Genomic DNA, 24,976 nt, shown 5'->3' with positions numbered 1-24,976 from the left:
ACTGGCTCGTGGCCCTGGCTGCGGGCCGTTTTTTTTCCAGAGGTGAATAGATGGAATTCAAGGATTACTACGCAACGCTGGGCGTTGAACCCAGCGCAGGCGACGCGGAGATCAAGACCGCCTACCGTCGATTGGCGCGCAAGTACCACCCCGACGTCAGCAAGGAAGCCGGCGCCGAAGACAAGTTCAAGGCGATCAACGAAGCCTACGAGGCGCTGCGCGACCCGCAAAAGCGCAAGGCCTACGACCAGTTGAAGGCGCAGGGCTATCGTCCGGGCGACGAGTTCCAGGCACCGCCCAGCTACGGCGGCGGGCAGGGCTTCGACTATGAAGAAGTGTTCGGCAACGGTGGCGCCGGTGGCGGCTTCAGCGACTTTTTCGAAAGCCTGTTCGCCGGCCAGCGCGGCGGCCGTCCGCGCGGACCCGGTGCCGGTCCTGGTGCAGGCGCCGGTCCGCAGGCGCGTGGCGACACCCGCGCCAAGCTGGCGGTACCGCTGGAAGCGGTGCATTCCGGCGACAGCGTGCGCATCACCATCAACGGCAAGCAGCTGGACGTGCGCGTGCCCAAGGGCGTGCAGCCCGGCCAGGTGATCCGCCTGAGCGGGCAGGGCAACGGCGGCGGCAATCTGCTGCTGGAGATCGAATACGCCGCGCACCCGCAGTTCGAGGTGGACGGGCGCAACATCCTCTACACCCTGCAGGTCATGCCCTGGCAGGCGGCGCTGGGCACCAGCATCAGCGTGCCCACCCTGGGCGGCTCGGTGGAATTGAAGGTGCCCGCCGACTCGGATGCCGGCCGCAAGCTGCGCCTGCGCGGCCGCGGTTTGCCGGGTACCACCCCGGGCGATCAGATCGTGGAACTGGAAATCCTGGCCCCGGCGCCCACCGACGACGCCCAGAAGAAGGCCTATCGCAACCTGGCCAAGGCCTTCGGCGAGACGGTGGGCTGAGCCGATCAAGCCAAGCCGATCAAGCCAAGCCATAGGCGTCGCTTGCCATGCGGCAAAGCAGGCCGATGCCCTGCTGGCGAAGGAACCAGCCAGATAAGCCCCTCTCCCGGCGGAAGAGGGGTGAGGGCACGGAGCGAACGGAGCGAACGGGAGAACGATGACGCGCCGCCGCCTCGCACGCGTCGGCGCATCCACTGCCCCTCTCCCTGCGGAAGAGGAGTTGGGGTGAGGGAACGGGGGGCAGTCGTGCAGCCGTTGACGTCCAGCTGCGCCATCGCAGCGTGGCCGTACCCTCATCCGGCGCTGGGCGGCACCGTCTCCCCATGAGAGAAGGCAATCGAAGTCGCCGTCCGGTGCCTCCTGCGTTGAATCCAGTGTGTGCCGTCCGACGTACTACTTCCGGCAACTCGAAGAGACAGCGCGTCAGTCCATCGTGGATCGCGACATTCGCCGGTCACCAATCGCAAATCGCCAAGCAGTTGGCCAGGCCCAGCTACCGCAAGCGCAGCCTTGGCACTACACTCGCCGCGCACACTAGGGGAAACACATGGCACGCATCTTGATCGTCGACGACTCGCCGTCGCAGCTGCTGGGGATTCAGCGCATCGTCGAGAAGTTGGGACACGAAACCATCACCGCCACCGATGGCGCCGCCGGCGTGGAAGCGGCCAAGGAGTCGCTGCCGGATCTGGTGCTGATGGACGTGGTCATGCCCAACCTCAACGGCTTCCAGGCCACGCGCACGCTCAAGCGCGAGCCCACCACCCAGCACATCCCGGTGATCCTGGTGACCACCAAGGATCAGGACACCGACCGCATGTGGGGCATGCGTCAAGGCGCGCGCGCCTACATCACCAAGCCGTTTTCCGAAGACGAACTGCTGGAAGTGATGGAGCGGGTGTTCAACCAGAAGGACGAACCACCGAAGGCGTGATCGCTGCCATCGGCAGCGACTGAGCTGAAAGTCTCCGGCGGGCAGGCGATGGCTTCTGGCGTCATCGCCGCACCGACTGGCACGCGTCTGGATGCCAACGGCCACACCCACTGCCCACTGTGGCTTCTCCGCGCCTGCCATGGGGGCGCGTTCGGTACGGCGTGGTGCGTCGGCAACGGGTGGCGTGCTCGAGCGAACCTCCCGCCAGCGGAGCGGCCGACTCCGCGCCTTCGCGTTTGGCGCCGGTCTCGCGCATCGCGGGCTCCTGCCGAGCGATCACCTGGCCGCGCTACCTGGTCTCCAACCCGGCAACGCCGGCCGACCCCTCGATTCCCCCCGCCGGCTAAACCGCCGATGCACCAATCAGGGCCTTTCAAAACGGCCAGTCTGCCCCATCTAGTAGAATCGGCGAATCAAACAACACGGCGGCACTGCGGGACTGGCCCGCACAGCCCCTCGATCATGGAGCGTGCATGGCCTGGAACACACCCGGCAACAAGGGCGGAGACGGCCCGGATCCCAACCGTCGCAGGTCCTGGGACCCGCGCGGTGGTGGCGGCAACGGTGGTGGCTGGGGCAATCTGCCCGCGTCGTTGAAGGAGCTGTTCGACGGCGGCGTTGGGCGCTGGATCCTGGTCGCGGTGGTGCTGATGGTGCTGTTCTCCAGCTTCCAGCTCATCGGCGAGCAGCAGCGTGGTGTGGTGCTGCGCTTCGGCCAGTTCTCGCGCATCCTGCAACCCGGCCCCAACTTCAAGTTGCCCTGGCCGATCGAATCGGTGCGCAAGGTCAATGCGACCGAGATCAAGACCTTCAGCAATCAGGTGCCGGTGCTGACGCGCGACGAGAACATCGTCAACGTCTCGCTCAACGTGCAGTACCAGATCAGCGACCCGCGCAAGTACCTGTTCGGCTCGCGGAATGCCGATCTGGTGCTGGAGCAGGCCGCGCAAAGCGCCGTGCGTGAGCAGGTGGGTCGCTCGGACCTCAATACCGTGCTCAACAATCGCGGCCCGTTGGCGATCGCCTCCAAGGATCGCCTGCAGCTGGCGCTGGATGCCTACAACACCGGCCTGGCCGTGACCGGCGTGACCTTGCCGGACGCGCGTCCGCCGGAAGAAGTGAAGCCGGCCTTCGACGAGGTCAACGGTGCCCAGCAGGTGCGCGAGCGCCTGATCAACGAAGCCCAGGCCTACGCCGCCAAGGTGGTGCCCGAGGCACGCGGCCAGGGCGCGCGTACCCGGACCGGCGCCGAAGGCTACAAGCAGGCAGTGATCTCCAAGGCCGAGGGCGACGCCGACCGCTTCACCCTGTTGCAGGAGCAGTACGCCGGTGCCCCCGAGGTCACGCGCAAGCGCCTGTGGCTGGAAACCGTGCAGAAGGTGTTGTCGGAGAACCGCAAGGTGATCGGCAGCGACGGCCGCCAGGTCATCTATGTGCCGCTGCCGGCCGATGCCGGCAGGGCTGCCAATGCCGGCGGCAACGCGGGCACGGGCGCGATGCCGTCGATGGTGCCGCAGGACGTGCTGTTGAATCCGCCGCAAAGCGCCACCAGCGAGGCCATCCGCAACCCGGAACGCGGCCCGCGTCCGACTGGCCGTGAGGGAACCGAACAATGAAGAATTCGCTAGTCATCGGCCTGATCGTCGCCGTGTTGCTGACCCTGATGGGCTCGGTGTTCGTGGTGCGCGAGGACCAGACCGCCATGGTGCTCAACCTGGGCCGGGTGGTACGTGCCGACCTCAAGCCCGGCCTGCACTTCAAGATTCCGGTGGTGGAATCGGTGCGCGTGTTCGACCGCCGCTTCCAGGTGCTCGATACCGCCCCGGCGCGCTACTTCACCGCCGAGCAGAAGGACGTGAGCGTGGACTTCTTCGCCATCGGCTACATCTCCGATGTGCGTGCGTTCTATCGCGCCACCGGGGGTGAAGAGTCGGTGGCAAATTCGCGCCTGGCACCGATCATCACCGACTCGCTGCGTAACCAGATCAACTCGCGCACCCTGCAGCAGCTGGTCTCCGGCGACCGCAGCGAATTGATCGCCAGCCAACTCAAGGGCATCAATGGCGCCATCAAGGGCCTGGGAATGCAGATCACCGACCTGCGCATCAAGCAGATCGACCTGCCGACCGACAGCCAGGTGATCACCGACGTCTACGAGCGCATGCGCGCCCAGCGCAAGCAGGAAGCCAGCAAGCTGCGCGCCGAAGGCGAAGAGCAGGCGCTGACCATCCGTGCGCAAGCCGACCGCGAAAGCACGGTGATCAAGGCCGACGCCGAACGCGATGCGCAGAAGCTGCGGGGCGAAGGCGATGCCGACGCAGCCCGCATCTACGGCCAGGCCGGCGCCAAGGACCCCGCGTTCTATGCCTTCTACCGCAGCCTGGAGGCCTATCGCGAATCCATGACCGACGGCAACGGCGTGATCGTGCTCGACAAGAACGACCCGTTCCTGCAGTACCTCAAGAGCGATCGCTGATTTCGGTAAACACGTGGAAGTAAAAACGCCCGCAGATGCGGGCGTTTTTATTTATGGCGATCAACAGGACCTCTGTCTCTGGCAGCGACGCGCTTCTGCGGCCATTGCGCATAGATGGCGCCGAGTCAGCACGCGGCCGGTGGATGAGAACGGTGGACTTTTGGTCCTAGCCGTTTACCCCAGCCAATCGCGGGCGCCTCGATAAAGCGATAAGTCAGCGCCGCCAGCGGCAAGGTGACCAGCAGGGTGATCGAGGCACACAGCAGGTACGATAGCGTCTGGTCGTGGCTCCTATGACGAATGAAACCGAACACCGGTCCCATCAAGGCGATGACGACCGGATGCCCCAGGTAGATCGAGTAGCTGATCTTGCCGAGGTAGGCCGTGAATCGATTGACGATCACGGTTGGCGGGACTTGCGACATGCCGACCAAGAGCAGTGCGTAGACCACGCCGCTGCAGATCCAGAAAGCCACCGGACCGATGATGCCGTTTGCGCTGGCTGCGATGCATGCGACCAGGCTGATGCTGCCGGTTCCGATCAACAACTTCCCCCAGCGTGTTGCGGTTGCGGTTGGACTTTTCTTCAGCTCGGTATATGCGAAGAAGGTGCACAGCCCGATGGCGAACACCGGGAGGTGTCGAAGCAAGCCATAATCACGCGTAGTCGCCATTGCGGCCTCTCCCAGCAACCCTGAGGCCGCCAGCGCCGATGCCAGGACGGTACATAGCGCGAAGACTACCGCGCTGGTCAAGTTCCTGATCGACAGGAATAGCAACGGGAACACTGCGTAGAACAGCATTTCCACGCCGATTGCCCAGCTGGCCCAGACGATGCCTGCTTCCCAGCCGGGCACCAGATTGAACGTAAACGTCAGATTTGTGGCGATTTCGACCCAAGGATGGCCGGGGTGCGCACCACGGCCGTCGCGGTACGCCGAAAAAGCCAGCCAGACATAAAACAACGGCGCAATGCGAAAGAACCGATGCAGGTAGAAGCTGCGTAATGGCTGTCCCGTCGCCGCGTGGCGCGGCATGGTGTAGCACAGCGAGAATGCGCTGATGACAAAGAACAGCGCCACCCCCGTCGCCCCGGCGTCCAGTACAGGGGCCAACAACGGGTTGGGCGTCAGCGCTGGCGTGGGCATCGCCATGACGTGGAAAAGCACGACATAAAGTGCTGCCAACCCACGCAGTGCATCGAGAAATACCAGGCGATCGGTCTTGATCATGCATCCCTGCCAGAAATGACAAAGGCGCAACCATAGACGGTGCCGATCTGCAGCTCAATGCGTGAAGCGAGGCGATGTCTGCAAAGACGTGTGCATCGCGCCCTGTGCACGAGCGACGTCAATGCAGGCACACTTCATGTTCTCCCCGGACATGCCGTTCTCCCATGCAAGAGTTCTTGTCCGCCCTGTGCCTGATCGTTGTCATTGAGGGGCTACTGCTGTTTGCCATGCCCACCGCCTGGAAACGGATGGTGGAGCAGTTGTTCAGCCTGCCCACCGCGCAATTGCGTGCCATCGGCGGCGTCACGCTGCTGCTGGGCGTGATCGCGTTGTGGGTCGTGCGTCACTGAGTGAGTAGTCTATTCCGACCGCAACAGGCAGCCCAGAAGCGCACCTGGGCGCGACAGGCATTGCGCAGAGAGCCTGTCGCGCCAGGGTGCGCTCCGGCCCGGAGGGTGTTGGATTGCCGCGGTGCCGCTGATACGACCAGGGTAGAGGCCGGCACCTGGCAGCACTGCGCAACCCCCGGCCCGCCGCAATCTGACCAGCCCCTGCTCCTCAGCCCCGGCAGGGGTAGTGCACGTCACCCGAAACCCGGATAATGCACAAAAGCCGGACGGGCACGCTCCAACCAGAGCACCCCGTTCGGCTTTTTCCGTGTCCGGGCTGGTCGCCGCTGCAACGCTCCCCGATGGAGCCGCGCGCAAGGTGGCGCCGTCGGCCCCGAACCGGTCCCATCCCGCGGCCCCGATGGCCGCAGCAAAACTCAGGAGTCCACCCGTCATGGGTCAGTCAGTTGTCGTGCTCGGTGCCCAGTGGGGCGATGAAGGCAAAGGCAAGATCGTCGATCTGCTTACCGAAGAGATCGGTGCGGTCGTCCGCTTCCAGGGCGGCCATAACGCCGGCCATACGCTGGTCATCAACGGCAAGAAGACCGTCTTGCATCTGATCCCGTCCGGCATCCTGCGCGACGACGCGCTGTGCCTGATCGGCAATGGCGTGGTGATCTCCCCGGCCGCGCTGATCAAGGAAATCAGCGAGCTGGAAGGCGCCGGCGTGGAAGTGCGTTCGCGCCTGAAGATTTCCCCGGCTGCCCCGCTGATCATGCCGTACCACATCGCCCTGGATCAGGCGCGCGAGAAGGCCGCCGGCGGCAAGGCCATCGGCACCACCGGCCGCGGCATCGGCCCGGCGTACGAAGACAAGGTGGCGCGTCGCGGGATCCGCATCGCCGACCTGCATTACCCGCCGCAGCTGGAAGAGCTGCTGCGCACCGCGCTGGATTACCACAACTTCGTGCTGACCAAGTACCTGGGCGTGGAAGCGGTCGATTTCCAGAAGACCTACGACGAAGCGCTGGCGTTCGGCGACTACGTGCAGCCGATGAAGTACGACGTGGCCGGCATCCTGCACGACCTGCGCAAGCAGGGTAAGCGCGTGCTGTTCGAAGGCGCGCAGGGCGCATTGCTGGACATCGACCACGGCACCTATCCGTACGTCACCAGCTCCAATACCACCGTGGGCGGCGCACTCGCCGGTACCGGCGTGGGCGCTGACGCCATCGACTACGTGCTGGGCATCGCCAAGGCCTATGCCACGCGCGTGGGCGGCGGCCCGTTCCCGACCGAGCTGGACGACGAAGTGGGCCAGGGCATCCGCGATCGCGGTGCCGAGTACGGCGCTTCCACCGGCCGCCCGCGTCGTTGCGGCTGGATGGACATCGTCGCGCTCAAGCGTGCGGTGGCCATCAACGGCATCTCCGGCCTGTGCATCACCAAGCTCGACGTGCTGGACGGCATGGAAAAGCTCAAGGTCTGCATCGCGTACGAATACCGCGGCAAGCGCACCGAATACGCTCCGCTGGACGCGCAGGGCTGGGAAGAGTGCACGCCGGTGTACCTGGAGTTCCCGGGCTGGACCGAGAACACCCACGGCATTACCGTGTGGGACGAGTTGCCGCCTGCCGCACGCGCCTACCTGCGCGCGCTGGAAGAACTGGCCGGCTGCCCGATCAGCATCGTCTCCACCGGCCCGGACCGCGACCACACCATGGTGCTGCAGGACCCGTTCGCCTGATCGGCTGACGCACAACGTGGCATCCTCCAACGGCCCGGCTTGTCCGGGCCGTTGGCGTTTGAGGATTACTGAGATTTGGCATGACTTCCGGCGGTGTCTGCGCGCATTGTTCCGGCGGATCATCCGTGGTTTGGCGCCGCCTACGTGCCCACTTCGCCTTCATCGAGAATTTCCCATGCGTCTTCCCCTGGTGACCGCCATCGCACTGGCCCTGGTCGGTACAAGTCCGGCCGCCTCCGTATGCGCCGCCGCGCCCGCGCCGACGAGCGTGGCCGCCTCGTCGATCACCACCCAACTGCCGCGCACCGCCAGGCCGACGCATTACGCGGTGGAGATCACCCCGCATGCCGATACGATGACCTTCGACGGCAAGGTGCGCATCGATGTCCAGGTGCTCACCGCCACCGATGCCATCGTCTTGCAGGCAGCCGATCTGCGCGTTTCCAAGGCCACGCTCGCACCGGCGGGCGGCAAGCCGGTGGCTACCAAGATCGTCACCGACGCCGATGCGCAGACCGCGCGCTTCGCGACCGGGAAGCCGCTGGCGCCGGGCAACTACGTGTTGTCCATCGACTACAGCGGCATCATCAACACGCAGGCCAATGGTCTGTTCGCGCTGGATTATCCCACCCCGAAGGGCCAGCGCCGCGCGCTGTTCACCCAGTTCGAAAACTCCGATGCGCGCCGCTTCATCCCGTCCTGGGACGAGCCCAACTTCAAGGCCACCTTCGACCTGGCGATCAATGCGCCGGCCGGTCAGATGGCGGTGAGCAACATGCCGGTGGCCTCCTCCAAGCCGGGCGCAAACGGGCGCACCCGCATCGCGTTCCAGACCTCGCCCAAGATGTCCACGTACCTGCTGTTCGTCAGCGTGGGCGATTTCGAGCGTGCCACCGTCACCGCCGACAACGGCACCGAGATCGGCGTGATCGCGCAGAAGGGCAAGGTGGACCAGGCGCAGTTCGCGCTGGAATCCGGCCGCGACGTGCTGCACGAATACAATGCCTACTTCGGCATCCCGTACCCGCTACCCAAGCTGGACAACATCGCCGCGCCCGGGCGCAGCCAGTTCTTCAGCGCCATGGAAAACTGGGGCGCGATCTTCACCTTCGAATACTCGTTGTTGCTGGATCCGGCGGTGGCCAACATCGACACCAAGCAAGGCGTGTTCACCGTCGCCGCGCATGAGATCGCGCACCAGTGGTTCGGCAACCTGGTGACCATGGCGTGGTGGGACGACCTGTGGCTCAACGAAGGCTTCGCCAACTGGATGGAGGCGCGCACCACGGCAAAACTGCATCCGGAATGGGATATCGACAAGACCGGCCCGGCGCTGAAAAGCCGCGCGGCGATGCGGCGCGATGCATATGCGACCACCCACCCGGTGGTGCAGCACGTGGCCACCGTGGAGCAGGCCAGCCAGGCCTTCGACGCCATCACCTACCAGAAGGGCGAGGCGGTGATTGCCATGCTGGAAGACTACGTCGGCTCCGATCGCTGGCGCACCGGCGTGCGCAGCTACATCAAGCAACACCAGTACGGCAACGCGGTGACCGACCAGTTGTGGCAGCAGATCGACGCGGTAGCCCCGGGCAAGCAATTCACCCAGGTGGCGCACGACTTCACCCTGCAGCCGGGCGTGCCGTTGATCAAGGCCAGCAGCCGCTGCGTCGGCGGCCAGACCGCGGTGACGCTGGAGCAGGGCGAGTTCACGCTGGACCGCCCCGACAAGCAGCCGTTGCGCTGGCATGTGCCGGTCGTCCTGCGCAGCGGCAATGGCGCGCCGCTGCGCGTGCTGGTAGACGGCACGGCCCAGGTGCAGGTGCCCGGCTGCGACGCACCGGTGGTGGTCAATGCCGGGCAAAAGGGCTACTTCCGCACCTGGTATGCGCCCGCGCAGTTCAAGGCGCTGACCACCAGGTTTGCCGCGCTACCGGTGGTGGACCAGGTGGGCGTGTTGAACGACACCAACGCACTGGCCGGTGCCGGCGTGCAGGCGCAGGCCGATGTGCTGGATCTCACCGCCCAGGTGGCGGCAGGCGCATCGCCCGATGTCTGGGACATGGTGGCCAGCCTCTATGACGATGTGGATGGCAGCTTCGAGCGCGACCCGGCTGCGCGTACGGCGTGGCGTGCCTATGCCGTGCCGCGGCTGGCGGCCGAATTCGCAACGCTGGGCTGGGACAAGCGCGATGGCGATTCGGCGCAGATCCAGCAGTTGCGTACCCGCCTGATCGCCACCCTCAGCGACATGGGCGATGCCGCCGTGATCGCCGAGGCACGCAGGCGCTTTGCCGCCTTCCAGGCCAACCCCGCTTCGCTGTCGCCGGAGCTGCGCGACAGCGTGCTGGGCGCGGTTGCGCACAATGCCGATGCCGCCACCTGGGACGCCTTGCATGCCTTGGCCAGGCAGGAAACCTCGTCGATGGTGCGCGACACCTATTACGACTTCCTCTCCATGCCCAACGACGAGGCGCTGGCCAGGCGCGCGCTGGCACTGGCGTTGACAGCCGAGCCGGGCGCCACCACCGGTGCGAGCATGATCGACCGGGTCGCTTCCCGGCACCCGGAGCTTGCCTTCGACTTCGCGGTGGCGCATCGCACGCAGGTGGACACCCTGGTGGACTCCACCTCGCGCGCCCGCTACTACCCCAGCCTGGGAATGGACTCGGCCGAGCTTGCCACCGCCGACCGGATCAAGGCCTATGCCGAGCAGTACATCGCACCCACCTCGCGGCAGGCCGCAGACAACGCCGTCAACACGATCCAGACGCGGGTGAAGCTGCGGGCGGCCTCGCTGCCGCAGATCAAGGCATGGTTGAAGGCACGCAAGCGCTGAGCGTTGCGGTCATCGCAGCACAGGGAACAGCCCGGCCTTGCCGGGCTTTTCTTTGCCGCGCTGCCGGCCACCGGGAGGTTGGTGAGGCAAGGCGTGCCTGCAAAAGCAGAAGGGAGTGAGGGGACCCTGACTCGCACGCATGGGTGCGGTGCTTGCGGTGCTCCACGCTGTCAGTGGGTGCCCCGGTCCGCCCTGGGAGAGGCGCGTAGGCGCCCGCCCGGACGCGGTCGCTTTCGAGCAGGCCGGCAGCCGGCATGCGGTGTAGATGCAGGGTGTTGTGACACAGCTGTGCTACATTCGCGCGTACGAAATGCACGAGCTCGAGGATTTCATGAGCACCACAACCATCCGTCTTCCAGACGAACTCAAGCTGCGCGTTGCTGCAGCAGCGAAGCGGGGCGGCACGACGTCACATAGTTTCATCCTGGAAGCGATCGCCGAAAAGGCGGAATCGGTCGAGCGTCGTGCCGATTTCGATGCGGTTGCCGAGCAGCGTTATGCCGGTATCGTGGCGTCCGGGAAGACCATCGCCTGGGACGACATGCGTGGCTATCTGGAAAAGCGCATGGCCGGCGAGCCGGCAAAGCGCCCCACGGCCCGCAAACTAGCCCGGTAGCATGGCGCGTATCGAGCTGGCATCGGAGGTTGCACAGGATCTTGAGCGGATCTTCGACCACCTCCAGCGCCATGAGGCCGCACATGTCGCAGCACGCCTGCACGAGATCATTGCGGCAATCGATGTGCTGGAAACCAATCCGCTGATCGGCCGGCCGGCCGGCGGCGACAAGCGCGAACTGGTGATCGGTCGCGGCGCGCAAGGCTATCTGGCGCTGTACTGCCATGTCGCGCAGATCGACACGGTGTTTGTGCTGGCCGTTCGCTCGCAACGTGAGGCGGGCTTTGCGGGGCCGTGATGTTCGCAGTTCTCTGATCGCTGTAGCCCGGTGTCCCTGTTATTCGATTTCGCGTTGGCAAAGTGAGAGCCGTTATCGTGCTGTGTCCTGGCATAATTCTGTGCGTAACTATTTGCAACCTGACCGGGCAAGCTATCGTTACGCACCACGCCCAGCGCCAGCGTCCCGTAGCCATCTGCACCATCTAGCTGCGAAAGATAATTCCAGTACAGCTCGCGTTGCCCGCGTCCGCATAGCTGGAAAGAATCTTGAGGTCCTGCTCATTCAATCCGCTCATGTCCTGCTCCTTATCACCGCGCCGATCACCTGACTTTGGTGCGGGCCAGTACGGTCTTTACCGCGTCTTCCATGCGTTTCCAGTCCTTCAAGAATACGCGCTTATAGTTCAGGGTGATAGAAAGCTTGTTCTCGATATCAGAGAAGTAGTGGACACAACCTGCAGCAACAGCGCCTTTTTCGTGTACTACTTCAGCTCCCTCCAGCCGCACACCGTCTCCACGAAATTTGGTGCTGTCGCACTTGATGAAGGTGATGAGGCCGCCGCTTGAGTCGCGGGCGACGTACCAGTCATCTTCGTAGGCAGGGTTGCGAATCGGCGGTTTCCCGTAGCGGTCTTCGTACTCTTTCGAACACGCCAGCATTTTCGCTTCGTCGATTGCGTAGGGCGTTAGGCCCAACGTGTCTTGCTGGGCAAGGCGGAGATCGAGGCGCTGCCTCGGATCTCGACGTTGCACTGAATTGGCCTCGGTAACCGCATCATTGGAAGAATGTCGCTCTAATGATGTCTCGATAGGAGCCCGGTCGATGTAATTGATTCGAACTGAGATCTCCTTTCGGAAATCATTCGTACGCGGGTTGGCCCGTGCCCCGGGCGGGGTCGGGGTCATGTCCGGCCATTCGATGACCAGCGTCACGCCTTCGCCAGGCCACGGTGCGATCTGGCTATCCAGATAGTTGGCGGGAATGCGGAAGGTGTTCGGCCCTAGCTTTACGTCAACCGGAGCATCCGAATAGGTGTGGCCGTTAATGGTGCGGCCTGTGGTAACGGTGCCTGACATGGGGGAAGCCCTTTTTTGTTCGGGCGATGGCGTCCGTGCACAGGCACTGCCGGTCACGGCGACGGCGAGTGCAAGGGCCAGGCACCGGCCGGATGACATCATGTGCATTGGTCAATCCATTGCAGGGTTCGCCGGAAACTATAGGCAAATGAGCATCAACGCGACAGCCAAGGCCCAGCCAGCGATCGCATAGGAAATGCGCCGCATGACATGGGAATACGACCACTCGGCCGGCAGGACAATGCGCGTGGATCACGATGCTGGCAGTGCAATGGCAGCTCGTCAGGTGGTTGACGGAGGGCGTTTGCCGCCATCGGTCACGCTACGTATCCAGCTGCAGTGCCATCAACGCAGACGTCGCCGCGTCATGCCCCAAATGCACCATCGATCGTATGCATCGCCCCGGTGACAAAGCTCGCTTCCGGGCCGGCGAGCCAGGCCACCATGCCGGCCACTTCGTCGGCGCGGCCGTGGCGTTTGATCGCCATGAAGCTGTGCATCAGGTCTTTCATCGGCCCGTTTTCCGGGTTGGCGTCGGTATCGATCGGGCCCGGTTGCACCACGTTGATGGTGATGCCACGCGGCCCGAAGTCGCGGGCCAGCCCGCGTGCCAGCCCTTGCAGCGCGGATTTGCTCAGCGCGTAGGACGCCATGCCGGGCAGCGGCATGCGGTCGCCGTTGACCGAGCCGATCACGATGATGCGCCCGCCGGGCGGCATCTGCCGCGCGGCCTCCACGGCGGCGTGGTAGGGCGCGTGCACGTTGATGCGGAACAGCCGGTCCACCGCGTCCGGATCCTGGTCCAGCGCATCGCCGAACAGCGCGATGCCGGAGTTGACCACCAGCACATCCAGCGGCCCGCTGCCGCGCACCGTGTCGATGACCGCATCGCGGTCGGCGCTGTCGGCCAGCACCGCGGTGCTGCCGGTGTCACCGGCCAGGCGCTGCGCCGCCTCGGCAGAGCCGGCATAGGTAAACGTCACCCGCGCGCCCTCGGCCACAAAGCGCCGCACGATGGCGGCCCCAATGCCCCGGCTGCCACCGAGCACCAATACCGACTTGTCTTTGAATGCTGACATGCATCACCTCGCAATTAATGTAGCGAGTAATACATAATAGATTTCGCCTGCCGTCAAGGATTTTGTAACTATGACTACAGAAACCCCCCGGGCCCGCGGCCGGCCACGCGCGTTCGACCCGGACCAAGCGGTCGCCACTGCGCAGCAGCTGTTTCATGCGCGCGGCTACGACGCACTGAGCGTGGCCGACCTCACCCAGGCACTGGGCATCAACCCGCCCAGTTTCTACGCCGCCTTCGGCAGCAAGGCCGGCCTGTATGCGCGCATCCTCGACCGCTATGCGCAGACCGGGGCCATTCCGTTGCCCCAGATCCTGGACACCGCCCGCCCGCTGGCCGACGCGCTGGCCGACGTACTGGAGCAGGCCGCGCGCTGCTACGCCGCAGACCCCGCCGCCACCGGCTGCCTGGTGCTGGAAGGCACGCGCAGCAACGACGCGCAAGCGCGCGAGGCGGCGTGCGGTTTTCATGTCGCAGCCCAGGAGTTGATTCGCTCCCACATCGCCAAGCAGCGCCCGCACGACGCCGACCGGCTGGCGGACTTCGTCAGCACCACCATGGCCGGGCTGTCCGCCAGCGCCCGGCATGGGCAGAGCCTGGAGCGTCTGCTGGCGAGTGCGCGCTTGGCGGGGGAGGGGATTCGGGCGGCGCTGCGGGGAATTGGGTGAGCGTGTCTGGCTTTCGCCGTTGAGCGTTAGACCCTCGTTTAGTCAGAGCGCTTAGCGAAGACTGCTTGCAAAAACAGCTCGCTCGCTGGATATTCCATATTCCGGAATATGGAATAAGGTGGGCTTGGCCGTGGAACTGAAGCCCCAGGATCTGGTGGTGCTGTACAAGCAGGTCGCGCAGGCCAGCCAGGCCTGGACCTACGCCTCTCTTGGAGAAGCACTGGGCATGAGCGCCTCTCAGGTGCATCGCAGCGTCAAGCGCGCGGTGGCATCCGGCTTGGCGCTGGAAAAAGGCCGCGGCGAGTGGGAGACGGTACGCACGGCGCTGCACGAATTTGCGGTCCACGGCGTGCGTTACGCCTTTCCTGCCGTCATCGGGCCGCTAAGGCGTGGCATTCCTACGGCCTTCGGCGTGCCCCCACTGTCCATTGCCATTTCCAGCTCCCCAGGAGATGCACCGGTGTGGCCAAGCGCGCAGGGCACGGCCAAAGGCCCCAGCTTGTCGCCGTTGTCGACCGGTGTGCCCAACGCTGCGCTGGCCGACCCTGCCTTGCACCAACTGCTGGCGCTGCAGGACGCCCTACGCAGCGGGCGTGCCCGCGAGCGCACGCTGGCAGCAAGCTATCTCAAACAATTGCTGAGGCTTGGCGATGCGCTCTGACGATCCTAATTTGCCGCACCTGCTTGTGATTGCGAATGCATTGGGCGAGCTTTGCGAACACGTAGTCTTCCTCGGCGGAGCAGTTGTTGGCCTGCTGGTATCCGATCCATTGGCTGAAAACGTCCGCGCCACCTATGACGTCGATGTGGTGGTCAATCTTGATTGGTCCCGGTTCCGCGGTATCGAGGCGCGCGTGGAGTCGCAGGGCTTTGCGCGCGAGATGCAGAGCGGTGTCGTCTGCCGCTGGGTACACCAAGCGTCGGGCGTCCTCTTCGACCTGATGCCGGTGGATGCCGGCGTGCTTGGCTTCTCCAACCGCTGGTACGCCCATGCTGTAGAGACGGCCCAAGTGGTGGCCTTGAGCGATCGCCTGTCCATCCGCTTGGTGACAGCGACAGCATTCGTGGCGACCAAGCTCGAAGCCTTCGTTACCCGAGGCAACAGCGACTTTCTTTCCAGTCACGACCTGGAGGACGTCCTCAATGTCGTCGATGGCCGGGCCGAGCTGGTGGAAGAGTTTGCCGTGGAGCATGCAGACCTTCGGCATTGGGTCGCTGATGTATTTGTGGGGCTAGTCGATAACCCGACTTTCGTGAACGCGTTGCCGGGATTGGTTGCCGAACCGGAGCGCGCAAGCGTCGTGCTTCAGCGCCTACGCACCATCGCGTCAGCGTAGCTGTGACATCGTCGGCTTAGGTCTGCAAAGAAAACCTTGAAGCACCGGCGCTCGCTTGCGATGATGCATCGCAATTGCAACGCACTGGGTCTGCCATGAAATCCGCATCTCTTCCATCGCTCCGGGTAGATCCCGCCCTGCGCGAAGCGGCCGAAGCCGTGTTGCAGGAGGGCGAGACGCTTTCCAGCTTCGTCGAGCACTCCGTGCGTGCCCAGGTGCAACAGCGCCAGCAGCAGGAAGCCTTCGTTGCACGCGGGCTGGCTTCGCGTGACAGCGCCAAGGCGTCGGGCCGGTACATCAACGCGAAGGATGTGCTGGCCGGGCTGCAGTCCCAACTGGACAAGGCGCGCAAGGGTTAAGCCAACGTGGGATTTTCCGTCCGCTTCACTCGGCAGGCGCGCGAGGATCTCGCGCGTCTTTACGACTGGCTGCTACAGCGTGCCGAAGGCGACTTCACGGTGGCCGAGCGCGCGCTGCAGGCCATCGGCGATGGCGTCACCGTACTTGAACTGGCGCCGTTGAGCTGCCGCAAGGCGGGGGTGGCAGATCCGTTCTTGCGCGAGCTGGTGATCGGCTTCGGTGCCAGCGGCTACGTCCTGCTGTTTGAGGTGGAAAGCGATCAGGTCGTCACCGTTTTGGCAATCAGGCATCAGCGTGAAGACGACTATCATTAAGCACGGCGTTAGCGCCAACGTCGTGCCACAGGGGAAGTAGATGGCCAATATCAGCAGGCGCCGCACGGGCGAATTGACCCGTGCGTTGTTCCATATCCTCAAGACCCAGCCGGAGGGCATGCGCGCCGCAGACGCGCTGGCCGCACTGGAAAAGCAGGTCGTGCTTACCGAGTACGAAGCGGGCGACTACGAAACCGGCGGCCGTCGCTTCGAGAAGATCGTGCGCTTCAGCACCGTGGCGCCGGTCAAGGCCGGCTGGCTGGTCAAGGACAAAGGCATCTGGACCCTCACGCCAGAGGGTGAAGCAGCGTTGCATGCCTACCCGGATCCGGAGCAGTTCATCCGCGCGGTGGGGCAGCTGTACAAGAAGTGGAAGAGCGCCCAGCCCGTTGCCGACGAGGTCGACGATCCCGAAGGCGAGCTCACCGAGGAATCGGCCAGCATCACGCTGGAAGAAGCCGAAGAAATGGCATGGGCCGAGATCGAGGCTTACCTCGCCGCGATGCCGCCCTACGACTTCCAAGAACTCGTGGCGTCGCTGCTACGGGCGATGGGCTACACGTCGCCTGGGTCGCACCGCCCGGCAAGGACGGTGGCACCGACATCATTGCCTACAACGACCCGCTCGGCACCCGCCCGCCGCGCATCAAGGTGCAGGTCAAGCGCAATGCCAACTCGCCGCGGATCGATGTCACCGGCCTGCGCAGCTTTATGGCGGTTCTGGGGGATGGGGACGTCGGCCTGTTCGTCGCGCTGTCTGGCTTCACCAAGGACGCGGACTACGAGGCGCGCCAGTCGCATCGGCGGATCAGCCTGATCGATGCGCGCCGGTTGGTTGAGCTGTGGACTACGCACTATGGTCAGCTTGACGATGTGGCGCGCGTCCGTCTTCCGCTCAAACCCGTGTGGTTTCTGGCCGGTGAGCGCTAATTTCTGATTTTGAATGAATGATGCATTGGGAACTCTCTCTAGAATGAAACAGATCGAACACCAGTTTTTCAACGAGCTCGAAAAGAAGCTCTGGACCGCCGCCGATCAGCTGCGCTCTGCGCTGGATGCCTCTGTCTACAAGCATGTCGTGTTGGGCCTGATCTTCCTTAAGTACGTCTCGGATGCCTTTGAGGAACGGCAGCACGAATTGCGTGAGCAGTTTGAAAACCCTGAGCACGACTATTACATGGACCCGGCTCACTATCCGGAAGATTACGAAGCCGATATCGCCGCCGAGTTGGAAGTTCGGGACTACTACACCGAAAAGAACGTCTTCTGGGTGCCGTTGGAAGCCCGTTGGGAAACGCTGCGCGATCTGGCCAAGTTGCCGCCAGGTAGCGAATTGCCATGGCAGGTACCCAAGCGCGACAGTGACGGCCGCTATATGCGCAACGAAGCTGGCAAGCTGGAAATGGCACCGGACAAGATGCGCACCGTCGGCTGGCTGATCGACAACGCGATGGAGGCCGTGGAGCGCGAAAACCCCGAGCTCAAGAACGTGTTGAACAAGGACTTCGCACGTACTCAGATCGACAGTGACAAACTCGCCGGCTTGATCGGTCATTTCTCTAGTACCAACTTCAGCCGGCCCGCCTACGATGGGCAAGTGCTGGACTTGAAGAGCAAGGATATCCTCGGCCACGTCTACGAATACTTCCTGGGCAAGTTCGCTCTGGCCGAAGGCAAGAAGGGTGGGCAGTACTACACGCCCAAGAGCATTGTCACACTGATCGTGGAGATGCTGCAGCCCTTCAAGGGCCGGGTGTACGACCCGGCCATGGGTTCGGGCGGCTTCTTCGTACAGAGCGAGGAATTCATCGCCCAGCACGGCGGCACAGTGGCTAACGGCAAGACGGGACAGATCAGCGTCTACGGCCAGGAGAGCAATCCCACTACCTGGAAACTGGCGGCCATGAACATGGTCATCCGGGGCCTGGACTTCAACTTCGGCGGCCAACCCGGCGACACATTGCTCAACGACTTGCACCCGGACCTGCGCGCCGACTATGTGATGGCCAATCCGCCTTTCAACATGAAGGAATGGTGGAGCGCCAAGTTGGAAAACGATCCTCGCTGGATCGCAGGCACCCCGCCGCATGGCAATGCCAACTTCGCTTGGCTGCAGCACATGCTCTACCATTTGGCTCCTACCGGCAGCATGGCGCTGCTACTGGCCAATGGCTCGATGAGCAGTAATACCAACAACGAGGGCGAGATTCGTAAGCAATTGGTGGAGCGCGACTATGTGGAGTGCATGGTCGCCCTGCCGGGGCAGTTGTTCACCAACACGCAGATTCCGGCTTGTATCTGGTTCCTTACTCGCGACAAGGCCAACGGCTTTAACTTAGACAAGAAAAAGCGCGACCGCCGCGGACAATTTCTGTTCATCGACGCTCGTAAGCTCGGCTATATGAAGGACCGCGTGCTGCGCGATTTCACCCTGGACGACATTAAGAGGATCGCCAATACCTTCCACGTCTGGCAGCAGGGTGAGGGCTACCAAAACACGCTCGGCTTCTGCTACTCAGCGTCGCTGGCCGACATCCGCAAGCACGAACATGTGCTCACGCCAGGGCGCTATGTAGGTGCTGAAGAGCAGGAAGACGATAGTGAGGTCTTTGCGGACAAGATGACGCGGCTGACGACGCAGTTGGCGGGGCAGTTTGAAGAGAGCACCAAGCTGGAGGGGGAAATTAAGAAGAATTTGGCGGGGCTGGGTTATGCCTTTTAATAAATTGCGGGGTTGCCTTTCGTCTTGGCCCCGGGTAAGGATTGGCGATGTTGCAGAAGTCTTTGACGGCCCTCATGCAACCCCGAAAAAAACAGCTTTAGGGCCAATTTTTTTAGGGATAAGTTCACTCAATCAGGGGCGCCTCGATCTCTCCAATACTGAGCATTTGTCTGAGGAGGAATTCGTCAAATGGACTCGCAGGATCACTCCTGCAGCTGGCGATGTCGTCTTTTCCTACGAAACCAGAATCGGCGAGGCGGCTATCATTCCTGCTGGACTTCGCTGCTGCCTCGGGCGAAGGATGGGGCTGGTTAGGACGGATGCGTTGAAGCTCGACCCGCACTTCTTCTTGTATCAGTACCTTTCCCCCGCATTCCAGGAGTTCCTGACGTCCCGCACTATCCACGGTAGTACTGTGGATCGGATAGCGTTGAAGGAATTTCCCGATTTTGAAATTGAATTGCCGCCGCTGGATGTGCAGCAGAAGATTGCAAAGATTATGTTGGATATGGATAAAAAAATCGATGTAAACCATCGAATTAGTCAGGCCCTTGAGGCAATGGTGAAAGCCATATTTAAATCGTGGTTTGTCGATTTCGATCCGGTCAAAGCCAAGATCGCCGCCAAGGCGGAAGGTCGCGACCCTCTGCGCGCTGCCATGGCAGCCATCAGCGGCAAGTCCGATGCCGAATTCGATTCTCTGCCGCCCGGGCAATACACCCAACTTGCCGATGTTGCCGGGTTGTTTCCTGATGAGATGGAGGATTCGGAGTTGGGCGAAATTCCGAAGGGATGGAAACTCCTAGCAATGCCGGATTGTATAGCTATTAATCCGCCAAGGCCTCTCAAAAAAGGAGTCGTAGCACAGTATTTAGATATGGCCAATGTGCCCACTAATTCCTTCCGAGCACTGAACGTCGTGTCAAGGGAGTTCTCGTCTGGGTCAAAGTTCAAAAATGGGGATACGCTGCTGGCTCGCATTACGCCATGCCTCGAGAACGGAAAAACAGCATTTGTTGATTTCTTGGAGGGAAGCGAGGTGGGCTGGGGCTCCACTGAATTTATCGTGCTCCGGCCGAAGAGTGGATTGCCTGCCTCGTTTGCTTATTTCCTCTGTCGCGACCCTGCCTTTAGAGCCTTCGCAATTGCGCAGATGGCCGGCACGTCCGGCAGGCAGCGTGTTCCCAATGATTGTTTTGGCGGCTATAAGCTGGTTAAGCCCGCTGAGTCGGTTGCAATCGAATTTGGCCGGCTTGCGGGTGCTGCGCTGGATCAAATCAGAGCTGTGGATGTGGAGGCGAAGACGCTCGCGTCTCTCCGTGATACCTTGCTACCGAAATTGCTCGCGGGCGAATTGCCGGTTGATAAATTTTTCAAAGCTACCGGGGTCGCATGATGGACATCAAGCAACTCCGCGAAAACAAACTCATCGTCGATAAGGTCGAAGAGGCGTTGCAGGCAGCGTACTTGTCGAATGAGGAGTTCAATGCGTTGCTGGATGAGGCTGCGCCCCTGTCATTCAAGAGCCTGCACGACCCGGAGCATGAATACCTGGTCAAGGTCAGCGATGCCCTCTACTGGGTGGAGCGCGATGCCTACCTGGACGAGCTGGATCACTGGGAAGGTCGACGCCAGATCGACCAGCATGAAGCCGCGACGGCGTTCATCAAAGAATCGGATCAGCAAGCCGTCTTCCTTGACTTGGTGGATGCGGTTCGCTTTGGGCGAATCGCACCGTTTGTCGGTGCCGGCCTCTCCAAGCCCTGCGGTTATCCGATGTGGGGCGAGGCGCTGCGCAAGATTGCGAAAAGGCTTGATGGTCTGGAGCTACAGAACATCGAGTCCTTGCTCGCGGAGTACCAGTATCTGCAGGCGGCACAAGTCATTCATGATGCTGCCGCACCACAATTGGCACATTTCATACAAACCGAATTTCGCCAACGCGGCGCGATCGGCGGTCCTGCCAGGTTACTGCCCGAACTTGCCAATGGGTGCATCGTCACCACCAATTTCGATACCGTCATTGAGGACCTGTTTCGCGAGGGAGGGCATCCCCTGGATGGCTATATGCACGGCACGCAGGCCGGCAACAACTTCGTACAGCGGCTCTTGCGTGGCGAACGTTGCATTCTGAAGCTGCACGGGGACGCTGGGCAGGCCAACACCCATGTGTTCACCCAGGTGCAGTATCAGGCAGCCTACGGCCTGGCCGGGGAGGAGTCTTTTGCATTTCAGAATCAATTGCCAAGGGCGTTGCGGCAAATCTTCATCAGCCACTCGCTGCTATTCTTAGGTTGCAGTCTTGAGCAAGACAAGACGCTTGATCTGTTCAAATCCGTCGTCGATGAAGCGGCGTTTGAAATTCCGGATCACTTTGCGCTGCTGAATGAACCCGCTACCCCGCAAGAGCGCGCCCGCAAGGAGGCAAGGCTGTTGCAACTGAAGATCCGGCCACTGTGGTACGCAACGCCTGTAGATGCCGATGGCAAGCCGGATCACAGCCTGCTGGAGCAGATTCTCAAGCTCGCCATTGCGGTGGCGCGCAAACAGGTGGTTTTTGGATGACTGTTTCACCCGAACTCATCGACCTGTGGCGTAGCGGCGCTTCCGAAACCCAGACCCTAGCGACGTTATGCGCGCACATCCCAGCGTGTGCATAGCCGCCATTTCATCGCAAACCAGGTTGGCCTTTAATGGTCAAGCAAGTAATTGTTTTTTTAATAGTCTTCTTATTTCATCGCAAGCCGGGTTGCTCGCCAGAGGGCCTTGGAGTGGCGCAGAGGTTCCAACATGCTGAATGAACAACAACTCGAAGACCTCTGCCTGGGCTGGTTCCAGGAGTCCGGTTGGCAGTTCGCCCATGGTCCGGATATCGCGCCTGACAGCAACGTGCCCGAGCGCATGGACTACCGCCAAGTGGTGCTGCGCGGGAGGCTGCTTGCCTCGCTTGCACGCATCAACCCGATGATCCCGTCCGCGGTACTGGAGCTGGCCGCGGATGCGTTGACTATCGCGAGCGAACCGCAGCTGGTGGCGCGCAATCGCAAGATGCATGGCCTTCTTTTGAATGGCATGACAGTCGAGTTTGTACAGGGCGATGAGAAGAAAACCGACCTTGTGCGGTTCATCGACTTTGCGCAAGCCAGCAACAACGATTTTATGGTGGTGAGCCAGTTCGCCATTGCTGGCAGCAAAAAGCCGCGTCGCCCCGATGTGGTTGCCTTCGTCAACGGCTTGCCGCTAGCCGTGGTGGAGCTGAAGAATCCCGCCAATGCGCAAACAGATGTGTGGGATGCCTTCAACCAGTTGCAGACCTACAAGGACGAGATCGGCGACCTGTTCAACAGTAACGTCGCCCTGGTGGTAAGCGATGGTTGGACGGCCCGGGTGGGCTCGCTGACCGCGAACGCCGAGCGCATGCTGCCGTGGCGCACCATCGGCAACGAAGACGACCGGCCGCGCCTGCAGATGGAGCTGGAGACCGTGGTGCGGGGCTTTTTCAGGCCGGAATTGTTTCTGGACTACGTGCAGCACTTCGTGCTGTTTGAGCAGGATGGGGACAGCCTTACCAAGAAGATTGCCGGTTACCACCAGTTCCACGCGGTGCGTGAGGCGGTGCGCGTCACGGTGATTGCGGCTCAAGACGCTGGCGGAGGCATGCTGAAGGTGCATGAAGAGCGTGCCAGCTATGGCAAAGAGGTCAGGCCTGGTTCGCGCAAGGCGGGCGTCGTTTGGCATACGCAAGGCTCGGGCAAGAGCATCACCATGGTGTGCTATGCCGGCAAGTTGCTGCAGCAGCCCGAGATGAAGAACCCCACCCTGGTGGTGGTGACCGATCGCAACGACCTGGATGGCCAGCTATTCGCCACCTTCAGTGCCGCCAGTGATCTACTCAAGACCACTCCTGTGCAGGCCGGCGACCGCGACGAGTTGCGCGAGATGCTGGCCACGCGCGAGGCGGGCGGCATCATCTTTACCACGGTGCAGAAGTTCGCTTTGCAGGAGGGGGAGCAGGCTCACCCGCTGCTTTCTGACCGCTCCAACATCGTGGTGATATCGGATGAAGCGCATCGCAGCCAGTACGGGATCAACGGGCGCCTGGATACCAAAACCGGCAAGTATGTGTACGGTTACGCCAAGCACCTGCGCGATGCGCTGAAGAATGCCACATTCATCGGTTTCACCGGGACGCCGATTGCGTTAGAGGATAAAAACACCCGCGCGGTGTTTGGCGATTACGTCAGCATCTACGACATCCAGGATGCCGTGGACGATGGTGCGACGGTGCCTATCTTCTATGAGAGCCGCCTGGCCAAGCTGGACGTGAACCAGACAGAGATAGATGAGCTCAACGCGCAGGTTGACGAGGTCGTCGAGGAAGAAGAAGACATTGCCAGTCGCGAGAAGACCAAGAGCGAATGGGCGACGCTGGAAAAGCTGGTGGGCGCCGAGCCGCGTCTGCAGCAAGTGGCTAAAGACTTGGTGCAGCATTTCGACGCGCGCATCAGCACCATTGACGGCAAGGCCATGATCGTCTGTATGAGCCGCGAGATTTGCGTGCAGCTCTACAATGCCATCTGCGTGGGTGACGAAAACAACCCGCCCTTGCGCCCCGACTGGCACAGCACCGATCCGGAGCTGGGGGCCATTAAAATCGTGATGACCGGCTCAGCTGCCGACAAGGCGTCTTTGCAGCCGCACATCTACACCAACAAAGTGAAGAAGCGCCTGGAGAAGCGCTTCAAGGATCCGGCTGACACGCTGAAGCTGGTGATCGTACGCGATATGTGGCTGACGGGATTTGACGCGCCATGCTGCCATACCATGTATATCGACAAGCCCATGAAGGGGCACAACCTGATGCAGGCCATTGCCCGCGTCAACCGCGTGTTCAAGAACAAGCCCGGTGGACTGGTGGTGGATTACATCGGGATTGCCAATGAGCTGAAGTCCGCGCTCAAGACCTATACCGATGCCAAGGGCAAGGGTGATCCGACTCACAACACGGCCGAAGCGCTGGCGGTGCTGCTGGAAAAGATGGACATCGTGCGCGGCATGATGCATGGGTTCGACTACAGCGCCTTTGAGACGCAAGCTGTGCAACTGCTGGTGCCGGCTGCCAACCATATCCTGGGGTTGAAGGACGGCAAGACCCGCTTCCTCGACACGATGCTGGCCGTTGCCAAAGCATTTTCGCTGTGTGGAACGCTGGACGAGGCGGGTGCGCTGCGCAAGGAAATCGCTTTCTTCTCTGCCATCAAGGCAGCTATCGCGAAGTTCACCACTGTGGACAAGAAGCGCACCGATGCCGAGAAAAACAGTGCTCTCAAGCAGATTTTGGATAACGCCATCTTCTCGGACGGTGTGGCGGACGTGTTTGCGTTGGCGGGGCTGGATAAGCCGAACATCGGCCTGCTCTCAGACGAGTTCCTGGACGACGTACGCCGGATGGAGAGCCGCAATCTGGCTGTGGAGTTGCTGGAGAAGCTACTGCGCGACGAGATCAGGGCGCGGGCCAGCAACAACGTGGTGCAGGAGAAGAAGTACGGTGATCGCTTGCTCGAGGCTCTGCGTAAGTACCACAACCGCGCGATTGAAACCGCCCAAGTCATCGAAGAGTTGATCCAGATGGCCAAGGAGTTTCAGGCCGCCTTGGCACGAGACGCGTCACTTGGGCTGGCGCCGGATGAGATCGCCTTCTACGACGCGCTGGCCGACAACGAAAGCGCGGTACGGGAGCTTGGCGATGGGGTGCTGAAGAAAATCGCCATCGAGATCACCGAGAAGCTGCGCGCCAGCACCACTGTGGATTGGCAGGTGCGCGAGAGCGTTCGTGCACGATTGCGCATTCTGGTGCGGCGATGCCTGCAGAAGTGGAAGTATCCTCCAGATAGGCAATTAGAAGCCGTAGAGCTTGTACTGCGTCAAGCCGAAAAGTTATCGGGTGCGTGGTCAAAGTAGGGAAATGACCACGTAACCCTTTTGGCCAGCTGCAGGTTTGAACCGGCGGAGCAGTGG

Annotated in this window: 21 protein-coding genes and 2 pseudogenes; 19 read left to right on the top strand and 4 right to left on the bottom strand. The window is 62.1% G+C overall.

Going from position 1 to position 24,976, the window contains the following annotated elements; genetic code table 11:
- Positions 1-50: 50 nt before the first annotated feature.
- The 4 genes from Y887_RS04180 to hflC all read left to right on the top strand — a co-directional run bounded on the left by Y887_RS04180 (position 51) and on the right by hflC (position 4,360).
- Positions 51-950: a DnaJ C-terminal domain-containing protein gene (locus tag Y887_RS04180; protein ID WP_046963147.1), complete on the top strand. Its 900-nt coding sequence runs from the start codon at positions 51-53 to the stop codon at positions 948-950.
- A 547-nt stretch (positions 951-1,497) separates the two neighbouring features.
- The gene (pilH, locus tag Y887_RS04175) at positions 1,498-1,884 is read left to right on the top strand and encodes a twitching motility response regulator PilH (protein ID WP_008578169.1); all 387 of its coding nucleotides are present in this window, start codon (positions 1,498-1,500) and stop codon (positions 1,882-1,884) included.
- Between the two features lie 473 nt (positions 1,885-2,357).
- Positions 2,358-3,500, top strand: coding sequence for an FtsH protease activity modulator HflK (gene hflK / locus Y887_RS04165; protein WP_046963145.1), 1,143 nt, complete (start codon positions 2,358-2,360; stop codon positions 3,498-3,500).
- Positions 3,497-4,360 carry a protease modulator HflC gene (hflC, locus tag Y887_RS04160; protein WP_046963144.1) on the top strand — a complete coding sequence of 288 codons (864 nt, stop codon included), beginning with the start codon at positions 3,497-3,499 and terminating at the stop codon, positions 4,358-4,360. The genes hflK and hflC overlap by 4 nt, the downstream gene beginning before the upstream one ends.
- Positions 4,361-4,485: 125 nt before the next feature.
- Here the strand turns inward: hflC and Y887_RS04155 are convergent, their stop codons facing one another.
- Positions 4,486-5,592, bottom strand: coding sequence for an acyltransferase family protein (locus tag Y887_RS04155; RefSeq protein WP_046963143.1), 1,107 nt, complete (start codon positions 5,590-5,592; stop codon positions 4,486-4,488).
- 164 nt (positions 5,593-5,756) lie between these two features.
- Here Y887_RS04155 and Y887_RS04150 point away from each other — a divergent pair, with 164 nt between their 5' ends.
- From Y887_RS04150 to Y887_RS04130, 5 genes are all read left to right on the top strand, one after another.
- Positions 5,757-5,942: a DUF2065 domain-containing protein gene (locus tag Y887_RS04150; protein WP_046963142.1), complete on the top strand. Its 186-nt coding sequence runs from the start codon at positions 5,757-5,759 to the stop codon at positions 5,940-5,942.
- Positions 5,943-6,375: 433 nt separating this feature from the next.
- On the top strand, positions 6,376-7,668 hold the full coding sequence (locus Y887_RS04145; protein ID WP_046963141.1) for an adenylosuccinate synthase: 1,293 nt from the start codon (positions 6,376-6,378) through the stop codon (positions 7,666-7,668).
- Between the two features lie 175 nt (positions 7,669-7,843).
- Positions 7,844-10,507, top strand: coding sequence for a M1 family metallopeptidase (locus Y887_RS04140; protein WP_046963140.1), 2,664 nt, complete (start codon positions 7,844-7,846; stop codon positions 10,505-10,507).
- A gap of 310 nt (positions 10,508-10,817) precedes the next feature.
- A complete protein-coding gene (locus tag Y887_RS04135; RefSeq protein ID WP_425445602.1) occupies positions 10,818-11,123 on the top strand; it encodes a YlcI/YnfO family protein in 306 nt (101 codons plus the stop codon).
- A 1-nt stretch (position 11,124) separates the two neighbouring features.
- The gene (locus tag Y887_RS04130; RefSeq protein ID WP_046963139.1) at positions 11,125-11,421 is read left to right on the top strand and encodes a type II toxin-antitoxin system RelE/ParE family toxin; all 297 of its coding nucleotides are present in this window, start codon (positions 11,125-11,127) and stop codon (positions 11,419-11,421) included.
- 35 nt (positions 11,422-11,456) lie between these two features.
- On the opposite strand, the pseudogene Y887_RS21285 reads toward Y887_RS04130, so the two are convergent.
- The 3 genes and pseudogenes from Y887_RS21285 to bdcA all read right to left on the bottom strand — a co-directional run.
- A pseudogene (locus tag Y887_RS21285) lies at positions 11,457-11,698 on the bottom strand (Smlt3024 family type IV secretion system effector); the annotation flags it as partial.
- Between the two features lie 25 nt (positions 11,699-11,723).
- Entirely contained in the window at positions 11,724-12,587 is an 864-nt protein-coding gene (locus tag Y887_RS04125; protein ID WP_046963138.1) for a Smlt3025 familytype IV secretion system inhibitor, read from the bottom strand.
- Positions 12,588-12,844: 257 nt separating this feature from the next.
- Positions 12,845-13,558: an SDR family oxidoreductase gene (gene bdcA / locus Y887_RS04120; protein ID WP_039407217.1), complete on the bottom strand. Its 714-nt coding sequence runs from the start codon at positions 13,556-13,558 to the stop codon at positions 12,845-12,847.
- Between the two features lie 70 nt (positions 13,559-13,628).
- Here bdcA and Y887_RS04115 point away from each other — a divergent pair, with 70 nt between their 5' ends.
- The 10 genes and pseudogenes from Y887_RS04115 (at position 13,629) to Y887_RS04070 (ending at position 24,919) form a co-directional block, all read left to right on the top strand.
- Positions 13,629-14,225: a TetR/AcrR family transcriptional regulator gene (locus tag Y887_RS04115; RefSeq protein WP_046963137.1), complete on the top strand. Its 597-nt coding sequence runs from the start codon at positions 13,629-13,631 to the stop codon at positions 14,223-14,225.
- Between the two features lie 130 nt (positions 14,226-14,355).
- Positions 14,356-14,886, top strand: a complete 531-nt coding sequence (locus Y887_RS04110) for a hypothetical protein (RefSeq protein WP_046963234.1) — start codon at positions 14,356-14,358, stop codon at positions 14,884-14,886.
- Positions 14,876-15,562, top strand: coding sequence for a hypothetical protein (locus tag Y887_RS04105; RefSeq protein WP_046963136.1), 687 nt, complete (start codon positions 14,876-14,878; stop codon positions 15,560-15,562). Before Y887_RS04110 ends, Y887_RS04105 begins: the two co-directional genes overlap by 11 nt.
- A 95-nt stretch (positions 15,563-15,657) precedes the next feature.
- Positions 15,658-15,921, top strand: a complete 264-nt coding sequence (locus Y887_RS04100) for a YlcI/YnfO family protein (protein ID WP_046963135.1) — start codon at positions 15,658-15,660, stop codon at positions 15,919-15,921.
- Positions 15,922-15,927: 6 nt separating this feature from the next.
- Positions 15,928-16,236, top strand: a complete 309-nt coding sequence (locus tag Y887_RS04095) for a type II toxin-antitoxin system RelE/ParE family toxin (protein ID WP_046963134.1) — start codon at positions 15,928-15,930, stop codon at positions 16,234-16,236.
- Between the two features lie 40 nt (positions 16,237-16,276).
- A pseudogene (locus Y887_RS21465) lies at positions 16,277-17,166 on the top strand (restriction endonuclease).
- 43 nt (positions 17,167-17,209) lie between these two features.
- On the top strand, positions 17,210-18,958 hold the full coding sequence (locus Y887_RS04085; protein ID WP_046963133.1) for a class I SAM-dependent DNA methyltransferase: 1,749 nt from the start codon (positions 17,210-17,212) through the stop codon (positions 18,956-18,958).
- Complete coding sequence (locus tag Y887_RS04080; protein ID WP_084725923.1) at positions 18,948-20,354, top strand: restriction endonuclease subunit S; 1,407 nt, start codon at positions 18,948-18,950, stop codon at positions 20,352-20,354. Before Y887_RS04085 ends, Y887_RS04080 begins: the two co-directional genes overlap by 11 nt.
- The gene (locus tag Y887_RS04075; protein ID WP_211256973.1) at positions 20,351-21,523 is read left to right on the top strand and encodes an SIR2 family NAD-dependent protein deacylase; all 1,173 of its coding nucleotides are present in this window, start codon (positions 20,351-20,353) and stop codon (positions 21,521-21,523) included. The genes Y887_RS04080 and Y887_RS04075 overlap by 4 nt, the downstream gene beginning before the upstream one ends.
- 225 nt (positions 21,524-21,748) lie before the next feature.
- Entirely contained in the window at positions 21,749-24,919 is a 3,171-nt protein-coding gene (locus Y887_RS04070) for a type I restriction endonuclease subunit R (protein ID WP_046963132.1), read from the top strand.
- Positions 24,920-24,976 lie beyond the last annotated feature (57 nt).

It is taken from the genome of Xanthomonas pisi DSM 18956 (assembly GCF_001010415.1).
GTDB classification, from domain to species: Bacteria; Pseudomonadota; Gammaproteobacteria; order Xanthomonadales; family Xanthomonadaceae; genus Xanthomonas; species Xanthomonas pisi.
The sequence above is the reverse complement of the archived record's forward strand: the minus strand, read 5'-3'. Positions and strand labels throughout refer to the sequence as shown.

Bases quoted from the DNA above. Each gene is read 5' to 3' on its own strand.
- Y887_RS04135 (WP_425445602.1), top strand. From the start codon at position 10,818: ATGCACGAGCTCGAGGATTTCATGAGCACCACAACCATCCGTCTTCCA.
- Y887_RS04080 (WP_084725923.1), top strand. From the start codon at position 18,948: ATGCCTTTTAATAAATTGCGGGGTTGCCTTTCGTCTTGGCCCCGGGTA.
- bdcA (WP_039407217.1), bottom strand. From the start codon at position 13,558: ATGTCAGCATTCAAAGACAAGTCGGTATTGGTGCTCGGTGGCAGCCGG.
- Y887_RS04155 (WP_046963143.1), bottom strand. From the start codon at position 5,592: ATGATCAAGACCGATCGCCTGGTATTTCTCGATGCACTGCGTGGGTTG.
- Y887_RS04115 (WP_046963137.1), top strand. From the start codon at position 13,629: ATGACTACAGAAACCCCCCGGGCCCGCGGCCGGCCACGCGCGTTCGAC.
- Y887_RS04145 (WP_046963141.1), top strand. From the start codon at position 6,376: ATGGGTCAGTCAGTTGTCGTGCTCGGTGCCCAGTGGGGCGATGAAGGC.
- Y887_RS04100 (WP_046963135.1), top strand. From the start codon at position 15,658: ATGAAATCCGCATCTCTTCCATCGCTCCGGGTAGATCCCGCCCTGCGC.
- pilH (WP_008578169.1), top strand. From the start codon at position 1,498: ATGGCACGCATCTTGATCGTCGACGACTCGCCGTCGCAGCTGCTGGGG.
- Y887_RS04105 (WP_046963136.1), top strand. From the start codon at position 14,876: ATGCGCTCTGACGATCCTAATTTGCCGCACCTGCTTGTGATTGCGAAT.
- Y887_RS04075 (WP_211256973.1), top strand. From the start codon at position 20,351: ATGATGGACATCAAGCAACTCCGCGAAAACAAACTCATCGTCGATAAG.
- Y887_RS04140 (WP_046963140.1), top strand. From the start codon at position 7,844: ATGCGTCTTCCCCTGGTGACCGCCATCGCACTGGCCCTGGTCGGTACA.
- Y887_RS04130 (WP_046963139.1), top strand. From the start codon at position 11,125: ATGGCGCGTATCGAGCTGGCATCGGAGGTTGCACAGGATCTTGAGCGG.
- Y887_RS04125 (WP_046963138.1), bottom strand. From the start codon at position 12,587: ATGCACATGATGTCATCCGGCCGGTGCCTGGCCCTTGCACTCGCCGTC.
- Y887_RS04180 (WP_046963147.1), top strand. From the start codon at position 51: ATGGAATTCAAGGATTACTACGCAACGCTGGGCGTTGAACCCAGCGCA.
- Y887_RS04085 (WP_046963133.1), top strand. From the start codon at position 17,210: ATGAAACAGATCGAACACCAGTTTTTCAACGAGCTCGAAAAGAAGCTC.
- Y887_RS04150 (WP_046963142.1), top strand. From the start codon at position 5,757: ATGCAAGAGTTCTTGTCCGCCCTGTGCCTGATCGTTGTCATTGAGGGG.
- hflK (WP_046963145.1), top strand. From the start codon at position 2,358: ATGGCCTGGAACACACCCGGCAACAAGGGCGGAGACGGCCCGGATCCC.
- Y887_RS04070 (WP_046963132.1), top strand. From the start codon at position 21,749: ATGCTGAATGAACAACAACTCGAAGACCTCTGCCTGGGCTGGTTCCAG.
- hflC (WP_046963144.1), top strand. From the start codon at position 3,497: ATGAAGAATTCGCTAGTCATCGGCCTGATCGTCGCCGTGTTGCTGACC.